We start from the raw sequence: 13,217 nt of genomic DNA, 5'->3' as shown, positions 1-13,217 counted from the left end.
GCCATGTCGTTTCGGGTCTTTGAGCCGGCCTATGTCTTCCTCGACGAACGGCTGAGCGCCTTCCTCGGGGACCGGCTGGGCGCGGTGATCGCCGAGGTCGAAGGCCCGCTGCGCATCGCCCTGGTCCTCTACATCGTCCTCTATGGCTTCGCGATCTTCCGGGGCGCGATCAGCGAACCGGTCATGGATTTCGCGATCCGCGCGATCAAGCTGCTGTTCATCTATGTGCTGGCCACCACCCCGGCCTATTCGGACTTCGTCACCGAGCCGCTGTTCCGCGACCTGCCGAACCTTCTGACGCGGGCCATCAGCGGTGCGGAGACGCCGAACGTCGGCGCGGCCTTCGACCAGTTCCTCGCCTACGCCGGCTATCTCGGAGAGAAGATCGGCAGCGAAGGATCGGCCTTCGACCCGTCGCCCTGGATCGTCGCCGCGGTCGTCTTCATCGTCGGCGCCCTGGCCTGCGCGCTCGGTTTCGGCGTTGTTCTTGTCGCCAAACTGGCGCTGGCCCTTCTGGTCACGCTGGGCCCCATATTCATCGCCTGCGCCCTGTTCGACGCGACGCGGCGCTTCTTCTTCGGCTGGCTGTCCCAGGCAGTGAACTACCTGGTCCTGTTCGCCCTGATCATCACCATCTTCCAGCTCGTCCTGTCGCTGGTCCGGGATCAGTGGGGCGCGATCGAGGGCGGCGACCCGATGGTCGGCGGCCTGATCTTCATCGCCCTCTGCCTGCTCGGCGCGATCTTCTTCCTGCAGACACCCGCGATCGCGGCCGGCATCGCCGGCGGCGCCAGCGCCGGGCTCGCCGACTTCGCCAACGCCGCCTCCCTGGGATCCAGCCCCAGCGCCGTCGCGCGGGGTCCTCTCGAGGCCAGCCGTCAACCGCCGCGCGGCGGCGGATCCATCCGTCCCACAGGAGCCCGCTGATGCCCTTTCTTCGAACATTGTCCCGCGTCGTATCGATCACCCTGGCGGTCCAGGCCGTGTCCGCCTGCGCCACCTTCCGGACCGCCGATCCGCCGGTCTGCGACGGCCGCCATCGTCGACCCGCCAATCCCTACGGTTCGATCCTCTCGCCGGCGGCGTCGCACACGCCCGCGCCCGCAGCCGACGCGGCTTCGTCCATCGATCCTGGCGCGGGAGGCTGCACATGACCGGCGTCCCCTCCCCCGATCTGAAAGCCTATTTCGCCGAAGCGCGGCGATGGGATCAGGACCGGCTCAGCGCCGCCATACGATCGCGCCGGCTGGCCTGGACCGTGGCGGCCGTGGCCGCCGGCCTGACCGTCGTCGCCGTCGCGGCGGTGGCGGTGCTGACCCCGCTCAAGACCACCGAACCCTTCGTCGTGCGGGTCGACCAGACCACCGGCGCGGTCGATGTGGTGCGGGGTCTCTCTTCGGCCGAAGGCCCGGCCACCTATGCCGAGGCCGTCAGCAAATACTTCCTCGGCCAGTACGTCCGGGCCCGGGAGGGCTATCTCGACCCCGCCGCCGAGGAAAGCTTCGCCCTGGTCTCGATCCTGTCGGGCGCAACGGAGCAACGCCGCTGGGCCGACCTCTATCGCGGCTCCAACCCAGCCAGTCCGCAGAATCTCTACGGACCTGAGGCCGAGGCCGTGATCGCCATCCGCGCCATTGGCTTCATCAATGAAGGCGTCGCCAATGTGCGCTTCCACCGCACGGTGCGTCAGGCCCAGCAGATCGTGGAGAGCGATTGGATCGCCACCATCGCCTTCACCTATACGCGCGCGCCGATGTCGGAGCCGGATCGCCTGCGCAATCCGCTCGGATTCCAGGTGACCTCGTACCGCGCCGATCCGGAGGTGGTCCGATGAGAACCCTGTTGATCGCCCTGGCCGCCGGCCTTGCGCTGACGTCGGGGCCGGCCTGGGCCGAAGAGCGCGACGCCCGGATGGTGGAGGTCGACTACGCCCCGGGCGCCGTTTACCGCATCGCCGGGGCCTTCCGTACCGCCACCCAGATCGTGTTCGGTCCGGACGAAGCCATCCGCCATGTCGCGATCGGTGACAGCGTCAGTTGGGAGGTCGCGGCCGAGGGTTCCGTCCTCTTCCTCAAACCCCGCGAACGCCTGCAGGCGACCAATCTGCTCGTGGTCACCGAACGCGGAGGCGCGACGCGTCACTATGCGTTCGAACTTGCGGCGCGAGACGCCCGCGATCAATCCTCCATCGCCTACCAGATCCGGTTCCGCTACCCGGCCGACCTCCAGGCCGCGACCGTGGCGTCGCTCGACGCCGCCGCCGAGGCGATCGAAGAGCGCGTGATCGATCTGACGCTCGACCAGGCGGCCCTCTCAGGCCCCCGCAACCTCGCCTATAGTGTCCAGGGCGCGTCGGACTTGCAGCCCAGCGAGGTCACCGACAACGGCCGCTTCACCGTGCTGAGGTTCCCGGCGAACCAGCCCCTTCCTTCGATCTTCGCTGTGTCCGCCGACGGCGAGGAAAGCCTGGTCCCCTTCGATGTACGCGGCGAGTTCGTGGTCATCCACGCGGTCGTTCCGGGCCTGCGGCTGCGCCGCGGCGCTTCGGTGCTGTGCATCTTCAACGAAGCCTACGACCCGCGCGGTGTCGCCACCGGTACCGGCACGGCCTCGCCGATCGTGGATCGAAGCGTGACGCAAGGAGCCCAACCATGACCGCCTCGCCCGAACCGAAGGACGCCGCCGCAGCGGAAGCTCGTTCCGAAGGCCAGGATCTGCCGCCAACGACCGACAGGGGCATATCGCCCATCGGCGGCCGTTTCGGCGGTCGCGGGTCCAAGGTCGTCACCCTGACCGCCCTGGGCCTCGGCTGCGCTGTCTTCCTCTTCGCCACATGGGATCGTGGCGAGGGGGATGACCAGAAGGCGGCGGCAGACGAACCGGCCCGGCAGGTCGTTCCGTTCGAACCGGCACGCCGTGATACCGAGCCGCCCCTGCTGACGGACCAGTCTTTCGATCCCGACGCACCGGTCCTGACGTCGTCGGACGAACAGGTGCCGGCGCTCGAGACCTCGCCCTCCCCTGCATCGAACGGCCCCTCGGCAGCCGAACGGCGCCAGACCCTGACCGACGAAGCGAGGCGGTCCCCGGTCCTCGCCTATAGCCGTCAAGGCTCCGGCGTCGCACCGACGGGCGTCCTTTCCGCTGCGGCTCTTGCGGCCGGGATCCCTGCGCCGATGCAGGCCCGCGTCACCCCGCTCGACGGCTTGCGCCAGACCTCGCCGATCGGTGAGGCGCGCGCCGGCCAGCTGGGGGATCGCAACCTCTTGCTGACGGCGGGAGCCTCCATCCCCTGCATCCTCCAGACGGCGATGGACAGCGCGACCCCGGGATTCGTCAGCTGCATCCTCCCGCGACACGTCTACTCGGAGAGCGGAACCGTGGTGCTGATGGAGCGCGGCACCCGGGTGCTCGGCGAATACCAGGGCGGTCTGCAGCAGGGCCGCAACCGGCTCTTCGTCCTGTGGACCCGCGCCGTCACGCCTGCGGGCGTCACTGTGGGCCTGGCGTCTCCGGCCGCCGACGCCCTCGGGCGCGCAGGCTTCGACGGCCGCGTGGACACCCATTTCTGGGACCGGTTCGGCGGCGCCCTCCTGCTGTCGCTGGTGGACGACGGTCTCTACGCCGCCGTCGGACGTGACGACGCGGTGCGCCAGACCGCGCGGGTGCCTTCGGACGCGGCCGGCGTCGCGTTGCAGAACTCGGTCGACATCCCCGCGACCCTGCGCAAACCCCAGGGCGCCGAGGTCTCCATTTTCGTCGCCCAGGACCTGAATTTCGCCGGCGTCTATCGGCTGAGCGCAAGATGATGGACGACACCGCCGTCCTGGAACACTACCTCGCGCCGCTGCGACCCCTGCTCGCGCCAGACGACGTGACCGAACTGGTGATCAATCGCCCCGGCGAGGTCGGGATCGAACAGGGCGGCGGCTGGTGCTGGCATGAAGAGCCGCTGCTCACCGAGACCTGGCTTAGGACGCTTGCCGTCGCCGCCGCCGCCTTCACCAAACAGGATGTCAGTGACGCCCGGCCGATCTGCTCGACGACCCTGCCCGGCGACGAACGATGCCAGATCGTTCTTCCGCCTGCGGCCCCGGCCGGCACGGTGTCCCTCACGATCCGCAAGCCCTCGCGCCGGCAGTTCGGCCTCGACGCCTTTGCGACCGGGGGATTGTTCGATGCTGTCGTCGCGGCGGATGACGCGTCCGCCGATCCGGTCGACGCCGAACTCCTCGCCCTGAAAAGATCGGGAGACTGGCCGGCCTTCTTCAAACTGGCCGTGGTCTCACGGCGCAACATCCTCGTCTCCGGCGCCACCGGCTCGGGCAAGACCACCTTCGCCAAGGGTCTGGTGGAGGCTATCCCCGACCATGAGCGCCTGCTGACGATCGAAGACACGCGCGAACTCGTCGTGCCTCACCGCAACGTCGTCCACCTGACCTATTCCAAGGAAGGCCAGGGCCTCGCGCAGGTCACCGCCAAATCCCTGCTCGAAAGCGCCCTCAGGATGCGGCCCGACCGGATCCTGCTGCAGGAACTGCGCGACGGCACGGCCTTCTTCTATCTTCGCAACGTCAACTCCGGCCATCCGGGCTCCATCACCACTGTCCACGCCGACAGCGCCTCTCTGGCCTTCGAGCAACTGACGCTGCTGGTCCGCGAGTCCGACGGGGGGCGCGATCTGCCGCGGGAAGACATTCGGGCCCTGCTGCACCTGCTCGTCGATATCGTGGTCCAGATGCGCAAGACCGATGGCCGGTTCCGCGTGACGGAGGTCTGGCATGACCCGGTTCGAAAACGCCAGCCCGGCCGCTAGGACGACGCTCGTCGTCATCGGTGTCATGCTCCTGCTGGTTCTGGCCGGAACCTCCACCGCGATGATCGCCCTGGCCGGTGTCGGGCGCCTGTCGCCGGACATCGATCCCGCCCGTGTTCCAGCCTGGCTATGGTACTATCGCGCCGACCCCGACCTTCAGCGCTGGCTTCGGATCGGCGGTCTGATCAACATTCTCCTCGCCGTCGTCATCGTCGCGGCGGTTGCGCTAAGCATTCGCCGTCCGCTTCATGGCGCGGCGCACTGGGCCGCTACGCGCGATCTGAAGGGGGCCGGGTTGGCGGCGCGCGAAGGCATCCTGCTCGGTCGGCGAGGTCGCTCATGGCTGATCGCCGGCGGCTCGGAGCATGTGATGCTCTACGCCCCGACACGCACCGGCAAGGGAGTCGGGATCGTCATTCCCAATCTCCTGACCTGGCCGGGCTCGGTCGTGGTCCTCGACATCAAGCGCGAGAACTACGAAGCGACGGCGGGTTTTCGAGCCGCCGCCGGGCAGACGGTGCTGCTGTTCGATCCCCTCGCCCCGGACGGCAGAACCGCGCGCTTCAACCCGCTGGCGCACATCACGCGATCGTCGGCTTCCGCTGTCCTGGACGAGCTCCAGCGCATGGCCGTCATGCTCTTCCCCGGTCACGATCATGCCGATCCCTTCTGGTCGGAAGCCGCCCGGACCGGCTTTATCGGGGTCGGGGGGTATGTTGCGGAAACGCCTGATCTCCCCTTCTCGCTCGGCGAGATCTTCCGGCAACTCACCCAGGGCGATGCGAGGGAACGGTTCCCCGGCCTGATCAAGGCGCGGGCGCTGGCAGGAGCGCCGCTGTCCACCGGATGCGCCTCGGCCCTGTCGGACTTCTGCAGTTCCAGCGAGAACACCTTCGCGTCCATCCGCCAGACGATCACCAGTCGAATGGGATTGTGGCTCAACCCCGCCGTAGACGCGGCGACGGCCGCCAGCGACTTTGACCTGCGTGACCTGCGCCAGGGCCGCCTGTCGCTCTATCTGGGCGCCTCGCCCGACAACATGCTGCGGGTGGCGCCGCTCTACAGCCTGCTCTTCCAGCAACTCGTCGACCTGAACAGCCGCCGGCTTTCCGGCCCTGACGATCGCCCCGTGCTGGTCCTGCTGGACGAGTTCGCCCGGCTCGGTCGCGCGCCCGTGCTCGCCGCCGCCTTCTCCTACCTCGCCGGCTACGGCTTTCGACTCCTGCCGGTGATCCAGAGCCCGTCGCAGCTCCGGGCCCTCTACGGCCCCGACGTGACCGAGGACATCCTGACCAATTGCGGGATCGAGGTCGTCTTCGCGCCGAAGGAGCTGAAGGTGGCCCAGGAGCTGAGCGAACGGCTCGGCTACTACACCTATCAGGCCCGCAGTCGCAGCCGCCCCATGGGCCTCGGGTCCGGCCGGCGCAGCACGACGACATCCGATCAACGCCGGGCGCTGATGATGCCCCAGGAGCTGATGCAACTCCCTGAACGAAGCCTGATCGTGCTCAAGGCCGGGATGCCGCCGGCGCGCGGCGAGAAGATCCGGTTCTTCCGAGAACGGGTGTTCACTCGCCGGCAACGGCCGGCGCCGATCCCGCCGAGACGGCCCGTCGCGCCCGAGCTCGCCTCCGCCACCCCCGTCACACCAGCCCCAGCGCTAGAGGAGACTGATATGAGCTACGAGTCCGTGGTTCAGGCCTTCACCGAACAGGGATGCCCCCCGCCCGAGATCGGCGCCAGCGAGAACGAAGTCGCCGATTGGCTGGACCAGATCATCGACGCCATCGTGCCTGCTCCTGATCGGGACGACGACCGATGAGCCCACGCCCTGCCAAAGCGCCAGAACAGTCCGCCGAAAACACGGTGGCGCCGACACCCGCCAAAGGGGGCGACGCCCGATCCCGTACCCGGGGTGACGCGCCTCAGGCCATCTTGGATCGCTATCTGATCGAACGCGACCGCCAGGGTCGCCCGGCCCGCTTCTACCGGGATCACCGCGCCGCCGAACCGATGTTTCGGGACGAGGGCCGCAAACTGACGACGACGCAGTCCTATCCTGACGCCGTCGCCGACATGCTGAAGATCGCGCAGCACCGGGGCTGGACCAAAGTGCGGGTCTCCGGTGACGAAGGGTTTCGTCGCGAGGCGTGGATCCAGGCACGATCTCTCGGCGTCGAGGTCAGGGGTTACCAGCCGCGCGATCGGGATCGTCAGGCGGCCGGCGAGCCGTCCCTCGCCCGATCTCCGTCAAGCCGACACCTCGACGAGCGAGCCGTGGAGGACCGACTTCGCGCAGCCTCGGTCGTGGTCAAACGGTTGATCGAAGACCCGGCGGCCCGGACGCGGCTGATGGAGCGCGCCGTCCAACGTCTGCATAACCAGCCTGACACCGCCCGCACGCGAGATCGCGACGGCCCACGCGACCGACGTTCATGATGACGCCTCGCCCCTGACGCCCTCACGTGAGTTTCGTCGCGGTGTGCAGCCCACCGCAGTCTGAAGAGCGCCAAGAGAAGACATTGGCATGCTGCCGAAAACCCGACACTCGGACCAACTGTCAATCTGTAAGGAGCGAACACGCGCTAAGATTGACTTGGCTGACTTAGCCCACGCGGTTCGCTCCCACGACGCCAGTCAGAGATAGTCTTCCTGTCGGTCAGCCCCCCGGCCGCCTTTACCGCACGATGGAGGCGATGGGCGGGCTCGCCGTGTCGGCGCATCTGCATGTCCTGTGCGCCGTGAAAATCCAAGGGGTGAGCTTCGGTTTCCCAAAGAGGGCTAGGGTACTCGACAACGGGGATTGGCGGTCGGCCTCTCGGGCGTTTCACCTGGGTCGTTACACTACTCGGGTTGGGCATGGTCTCACCTTGGACGCCGCCAACGCGGCGGCGGGCGAGAGAGAGAGAACCGAGACAGGTGGGGCCCCTAAATCAAACCCCTGCAGCTACGTCGTCCGCGACAACGGTTCTCGCTTCCCTGCGCAGCAAACGCATCCAATAATCGGAGCGACTTGGACGCCACGTGAGGGCTAGTCACCAAGCACGACCACGGAAAAGGAACCGCGGGATGTCCATCCAAGAGGAAGGCTTTCTGTCTCCCGACATCATTCGGTTCATTCGGGAGCATCGGCAGAAATGCGAGGCGGCGTTTCGCCTTGCAGGCGCCCTCAACCGAACGGCTCAGCACCTCCTGCTGACATCAGAAGCGCCAGTCGACGGCGACGGCCTCAACGCGACGAATATCGCCCAACTCTTGTTCGTTCGGGCGCTTTCGAACTTCCAAGGGGCGATCCTCATGGCGGAGCGCGGAGCCGTCGTCGAAGCCCGCACGCTGGCGCGCACCTGTCTGGAAACAGTGTTTGCGTTGGCCGCCGCCGTGAGCATGGAAGACGGGTTCATCGACCGAGTTGTCGCGAACGAGATGGGCTCGAAGTCCAAGGGCGCCAACTGGCTGCTCAACCAGCCGCAACTGACGATCAAGATCGAGCCCGGCGCTCAGTCGGAACTGAAGTCCTTCGTTGACCGCCTGAAGCAAGAAGCTGAGCCGACCGGCTCATTTGCGACCGAAGAAATGGCGCGGAATGGCGGGTTGGACGGGCTCTACGTTCTGTTCCGACAACTGTCGTCCGACGCCGCTCATCCGTTGCTGGAGGCGCTGAATCGCTACGTGGACGATGGACAGGGCGGCTTGCGAGCCGAGATTCTCTGGGGGCCCGTCTGCGGGGCGGACGAGATCGAAGACACCGTCACCATGGCGTGTTGCTTCCTCCTGGTCGGGGCCGTGACGCTCAATATGGCCTGCCCCGTCCTCGGTGTTGGGGATCAACTCGGCGACCATTTCGACACCTACAAGTCGCTGCTCTCGTCCGCATCGGCACAGGGTCGATCATGAGCGCGTCGGAGCCAGAAGAGGGCGGCGACCTTCAGCCCGACTGCCCGCCGTGGGCGGAAGCGACGGCGGGCGATGTGGCGGCCTGCGCCATCGACAACCTCATTCCCGCTGGCGCGGCGGCGGACTGGCATTCCCTCAGCGACCTCTTCCTTGCGGCGTCAAAGCAAGAAGGCGTCGCCCCGGAGTCAGCCCGGGTGTTCCGAATGGTCTGGGGACTGACCTCGATGATGCTGGAGGCCAGAAGCCCTACGGAGCCGTTTCGCCCCATCCTGGTCTGGGCGGACGGCCGCCGTTCATCGGCCCTGCAGGACTTCCGGCCCTGCGTAGACGCCGTCGCGGCGATCGCAGACCGCTCCCAGCATCCCGCAATCGTGTCCCGCGCGGCCGATGTCGCATGGATACTTCAGCGACGTCGTCACGAGATGGGACACCTGGCGATCGACGCCTACCTTCGCCTTCTGAGCGGCGTGTCCTCTGGCTCGGCGACGTTTAAACGTCAGACGGATCAGGAGGGAGGACGGCTCGGCATCGGCGTCCTCCGGCGTTGCATGACGATCGCCCGATCGCGGTCTTTCGGCGATCATGCGCCGGACAGTGCGCCGATCGCGAAGAGCATCGAGGCAGCGCGGTTGACTACCCGCGACCGATGCGATGTTAGCCGTCACATCGCGCTGGTCGACCTCCAGCTCGACTATGGCCTCAAAGAACCCGCCATACTCGCTGCTGACGTCGAAGCGACCGTCGACACGCTAGATATCCCGAACGATGGCTACCTCGCGGCCGATGCGCTCAAGGTCGCGGCTCGCACCTACCATCGCGCATCGGAGACTCAGAAGGCCCACGACTGCCAGCGGCGGCTCTCCGATGTCTATGTCGCCATGTCCCAGCAGATGGCCAACTCGGCAATGTTGTCGTCAGGCTTCCTCGCCGACGCCATCAGCGCCCTGGCCGGCGTTCGTGACGCGCGTGACCGGCGCCGAGAGTTACGCCACCTCTTGATCGACGCCCAAGCCGGCATCGGTGAGGAGATGACGACGGTCTCGCATCCGCTGGACATCGACGATCTTCGGACGGAGCTGGCCGCACGTGTTGAGGGGCTCGGGTTCTATGACGCTCTCTTCCTCTTCGCGGTTCTGCGCAACTCGCCGAATCCCGATAGGGCGCGGGAGGAGGCGCTCGAGTCTATGAAGGCTCATCCGATGAGCGCCATGTTCGCGGCGTCTTTCCACGACCGCGAGGTCAAGGTCCGGCATACGGCAGCAGGCGGCGGCTTCGGAGAAGCCGCAGATGACAGCAGCGTTCAGGCGCAGATCGCGCAGCACCAGTCGCTCAGCCGCAAGATCGACGTCGGCCTGTTGGATGTCGCTCGCCGCTACATCGCGGGGACGTACTACGTCGCCCCGGATGTCCTGCGCCCTGCCCTGCAGATGAGTCCGTTTGTGCCCGAGGGCCTCCGTGACACCTTCGCAAGGGGCCTGAGCAACTTCCTCCGCGGCGACGCAAGCGCCGCGCTTTATGTGCTGACGCCTCTCGTCGAGGCCGGGCTTCGATATTGTTTGAAGTCGGCCGGCTACGAAGTGACGACCTTCGATGACGCGGCGCAGACACAGGAGGACAAAACGCTCTCAGCGCTGCTCCGTGATCATCGCACCGACATCGAAGCCGTGTTTGGATCGGAGCTGGCGTTCAACGTCGACCAGGTCTTCCTCCACCCTGCCGGTCCGCAAATCCGACACGGCGTCGCACATGGCCTGCTGCACGATGGCGATGCTTTCGGGCCGGATGGCTTCTACGCATGCTGGTTGGTGCTGCACCTCTGCTTGATGCCGCTCTACGATCACAGGACAGATCTCGGCCTGCCCGATCTGGGTATCGCAGAGCCAGAACCAAGCGGATAGCTCGTCGCCACGATCGCTTGTCTCTCCAAGCGCTCAGAAGAACCAGGAGAATGGCAGGTCCTGTACTCGCCGGCAGCGGGTGCAACGATGGGATTCCGACAACACCGCTCGCGCCGCGTTGTGCATGGTGAGCGTTGCCGGCGCGCTGCATCCGCCGCAGTTGAGGTGGTCCGCGAAAGCCTCAGCCAAGTTCGCACGCGAATCTTCCGCCCCTTCCGGCCTGGCGGCAAACATGAAGCCGTAAGTCGATCTGACCTCGAACGCGCGTCGCCCGCCAGGCTCTGACGGAGCGATACGCTGGAAGAGCTCCATGATCACATGAGACAGGAACAGCAGGATGTCCGGCAGGAGCCCGTAGATGCTCTCGTAGATGTCGTCGTCGGTCGGGTTCTTGAAGATGAAGTTGAAGTTCTCTGATCTCGTCTGGATCTCGACGCGCTGAACGGTCACCAGATGCACCGCGTGTTGGAACAGACCGTAAAGCCCTCTTGGGGCACCCGGATCGAAAAGCGCCTGTAGAAGAAATTCAGGTGTCATGAAGTCCGCAGCTGCCGTCTTCCCCAAGGCGTCCCGAAGGATAGCCAGGCGGCGATTTCCAAGCTTCGAATGGGTTAGCTCCCCGGGGTCGCCTGAGGTGAACTTCGCGTAGAAGCCGTCTTCATCCCCAAGCATCCATGACAGATAGATCAGGCTGTCGGTGAGCGGCTTGCGGAGAAGATTCAGGGCGACGACCGTCTTGCGACGTTCGAGGCAGCGCAAGGCCTCGAAAAGGTGCAGGAGGACATCCGACACCATAGCCATCGTGATCGAATTGAGCACCACCCTCCGGGCTTCGGCCGGATACCCGGTGGCGCGAAGAGCATCGATCGCGTTCTGCTGCTTCGCCAGTTTCGCGAAGGTTGCGGCGTCCGTGCGATTTCGGAAGTTGATCTCAACCGTCGTCGCCCTCTCCTCTTCGTACTGTTGGAGTAGGCGGCCGCCTTCATCGTGAAGAAAGTAGCAGTACTCGTGAGCGAGCCAGAGCCGCTTGGGAATCTGCTGCAATCGAGACCTAGGGACCAGTCCAACAGAGCTCATGATTTCGACCCTTGCTCCGCGCTGGCGTTTCCGCTTCGACGGAGACTGCCGATCTGAGCGGCGATAGTAGTCCCGAGGACGACGTGCGCCACCCGTCGTCCAGCATCATAGTGCCAGCGCTTCGTAGAGGGCCGCCATGCTATCCGTTCGCTACCCTCACCTCTTCGCCGCTACGCAGCGCTTCCGCTACGGCCTGATGCCGATCAGGCTGCCCGACGGCACGGTCTTCCTAGTCATCAAGACCAGCAAGGAAGCGATCCTCGCAGCTTGGCTCAAGGGCGGCTTTCGGATCTATCTGATCTCCGAGGTCGATGGTGCCCCCAGCCACCTTGGTTTGGTCACGGCCTTCTTCGACGATCACGACGAGCCGCTCACGATGACGACGGCGCTCTTTGCCGGCGACGACCTCACGATCGACGTCTCGGCCTTGCTCGTTCAATCCACGTTCGAGGTCTACTTCATCGATGAGCATGATCGGGAACTGCTGAGCGTCCGGGTCTACAACCCAGCCGCTTCCCGGTTTGCAAACGCAGTTCGATCCGCTTCGTTTCCCGAGTACGACGAGGATGGCTTTGCGCGGCTCATGGGTCGTCTCAACGATCTCTTCTCCATCCGCGTCGCTGCGGACGATAAGGCGGCGTTGGAACTTCGGATTGTCGAATTTCTCGCTCCGGAGGATCTGGCGATCCTGGATGCCCGCCCCGCGGCGACCGCTTTCCATGCCACTTCTCACGGACCTTCCATCGCCGCGCTCGTGCGAGAAGACCCCGGCCCGCCACAGGAGCGCGACATCGCCGTGATGTTCGGCCGCGTCTTTCCGGCGGACGTCATCTACCTGAACCCTTTCCGCGCCGACACGGGAAAGGAGCTGTGCGATGTCCTGATCGTCACGGCCAAAGAAATGCTGTTTGTGGAAGCGAAGGACAGTCCGAACACAGAGGCGTCCCTCGCCCGAACGCTCGATCGCAAGCGACAGACGATCCAGAACCAGATCGAGAAGGCCACCAAGCAGTTGAGCGGGGCACTCCTGTACGCCCGCAGCAACGATGGCGTCGTCATCAGGTCGGACGCAGGGCCGGTAACGCTGTCGCTGGAGGGGCGCCAGCCTCTTGGTTTGGTCGTCGTGCGCGAGATGTTCGACGACACCCAGTTCGAGAACAGCGAACCGATCCTCGCCGCGGTGGAGGCCATCCAGGTCCCTTTGATGCTGATCGACTATCCGGGTCTGCATATGACGACGCAAAATGTCGGAACGCCCTACCGGTTCATCGGCGCCCTGCATGACATCTTCGACATGGCCCTCGAGCACGGGCGGTTCCCCCGGTCGATCTGGAGCGGGCCGCCCCCCGAGGGGGCACCCCAGTCAGCCTGAGTGTTCAGCCTCGGTCCTTATGAACTGCCAGCAGGATCGCCGAGGACGGCGGCATGGAGAGACGGACGGGAAGGCCGGGATACCTAAATCAGGTCCCCCTATTCACACCGACTTAGGCCCGTGAGCGCCAATAGCGGACATTGGCGCCCCCGTCAGGAAG

The 13,217-nt window shown here is 65.8% G+C and carries 12 protein-coding genes; 11 read left to right on the top strand and 1 reads right to left on the bottom strand.

Going from position 1 to position 13,217, the window contains the following annotated elements; translation table 11 throughout:
• Nucleotides 1–3 precede the first annotated feature (3 nt).
• The 10 genes from ACP693_RS07820 to ACP693_RS07775 all read left to right on the top strand — a co-directional run bounded on the left by ACP693_RS07820 (nucleotide 4) and on the right by ACP693_RS07775 (nucleotide 10,608).
• Nucleotides 4–927 (top strand): type IV secretion system protein, encoded by a 924-nt coding sequence (locus ACP693_RS07820; RefSeq protein ID WP_134581280.1) that lies wholly within the window; start codon nucleotides 4–6, stop codon nucleotides 925–927.
• A complete protein-coding gene (locus tag ACP693_RS07815; protein ID WP_134581281.1) occupies nucleotides 927–1,154 on the top strand; it encodes a hypothetical protein in 228 nt (75 codons plus the stop codon). The genes ACP693_RS07820 and ACP693_RS07815 overlap by 1 nt, the downstream gene beginning before the upstream one ends.
• Entirely contained in the window at nucleotides 1,151–1,834 is a 684-nt protein-coding gene (locus ACP693_RS07810; RefSeq protein ID WP_134581282.1) for a virB8 family protein, read from the top strand. The genes ACP693_RS07815 and ACP693_RS07810 overlap by 4 nt, the downstream gene beginning before the upstream one ends.
• Before the next feature lie 8 nt (nucleotides 1,835–1,842).
• Nucleotides 1,843–2,655 (top strand): TrbG/VirB9 family P-type conjugative transfer protein, encoded by an 813-nt coding sequence (locus tag ACP693_RS07805; RefSeq protein WP_244093370.1) that lies wholly within the window; start codon nucleotides 1,843–1,845, stop codon nucleotides 2,653–2,655.
• The gene (gene virB10, locus ACP693_RS07800) at nucleotides 2,652–3,809 is read left to right on the top strand and encodes a type IV secretion system protein VirB10 (RefSeq protein ID WP_208542174.1); all 1,158 of its coding nucleotides are present in this window, start codon (nucleotides 2,652–2,654) and stop codon (nucleotides 3,807–3,809) included. The genes ACP693_RS07805 and virB10 overlap by 4 nt, the downstream gene beginning before the upstream one ends.
• A complete protein-coding gene (gene virB11 / locus ACP693_RS07795) occupies nucleotides 3,806–4,816 on the top strand; it encodes a P-type DNA transfer ATPase VirB11 (protein ID WP_244093371.1) in 1,011 nt (336 codons plus the stop codon). The genes virB10 and virB11 overlap by 4 nt, the downstream gene beginning before the upstream one ends.
• Nucleotides 4,782–6,638 (top strand): type IV secretory system conjugative DNA transfer family protein, encoded by a 1,857-nt coding sequence (locus tag ACP693_RS07790; RefSeq protein WP_426017675.1) that lies wholly within the window; start codon nucleotides 4,782–4,784, stop codon nucleotides 6,636–6,638. Before virB11 ends, ACP693_RS07790 begins: the two co-directional genes overlap by 35 nt.
• Entirely contained in the window at nucleotides 6,635–7,255 is a 621-nt protein-coding gene (locus ACP693_RS07785; protein ID WP_134581285.1) for an LPD7 domain-containing protein, read from the top strand. The genes ACP693_RS07790 and ACP693_RS07785 overlap by 4 nt, the downstream gene beginning before the upstream one ends.
• A gap of 630 nt (nucleotides 7,256–7,885) precedes the next feature.
• Nucleotides 7,886–8,710 (top strand): DUF5677 domain-containing protein, encoded by an 825-nt coding sequence (locus ACP693_RS07780; protein WP_426017678.1) that lies wholly within the window; start codon nucleotides 7,886–7,888, stop codon nucleotides 8,708–8,710.
• Nucleotides 8,707–10,608 carry a DUF4209 domain-containing protein gene (locus ACP693_RS07775; RefSeq protein WP_426017679.1) on the top strand — a complete coding sequence of 634 codons (1,902 nt, stop codon included), beginning with the start codon at nucleotides 8,707–8,709 and terminating at the stop codon, nucleotides 10,606–10,608. The genes ACP693_RS07780 and ACP693_RS07775 overlap by 4 nt, the downstream gene beginning before the upstream one ends.
• A gap of 33 nt (nucleotides 10,609–10,641) precedes the next feature.
• On the opposite strand, the gene ACP693_RS07770 is transcribed toward ACP693_RS07775, so the two are convergent.
• Nucleotides 10,642–11,685 carry a hypothetical protein gene (locus ACP693_RS07770; protein WP_426017681.1) on the bottom strand — a complete coding sequence of 348 codons (1,044 nt, stop codon included), beginning with the start codon at nucleotides 11,683–11,685 and terminating at the stop codon, nucleotides 10,642–10,644.
• 136 nt (nucleotides 11,686–11,821) lie between these two features.
• On the opposite strand from ACP693_RS07770, the gene ACP693_RS07765 reads away from it, so the two are divergent.
• A complete protein-coding gene (locus ACP693_RS07765; RefSeq protein ID WP_426017683.1) occupies nucleotides 11,822–13,057 on the top strand; it encodes a hypothetical protein in 1,236 nt (411 codons plus the stop codon).
• Nucleotides 13,058–13,217 lie beyond the last annotated feature (160 nt).

The organism is Brevundimonas sp. TWP1-3 (assembly GCF_049896085.1).
Taxonomy (GTDB): Bacteria; Pseudomonadota; Alphaproteobacteria; order Caulobacterales; family Caulobacteraceae; genus Brevundimonas.
This window is presented reverse-complemented; position numbering and strand designations above follow the sequence as displayed.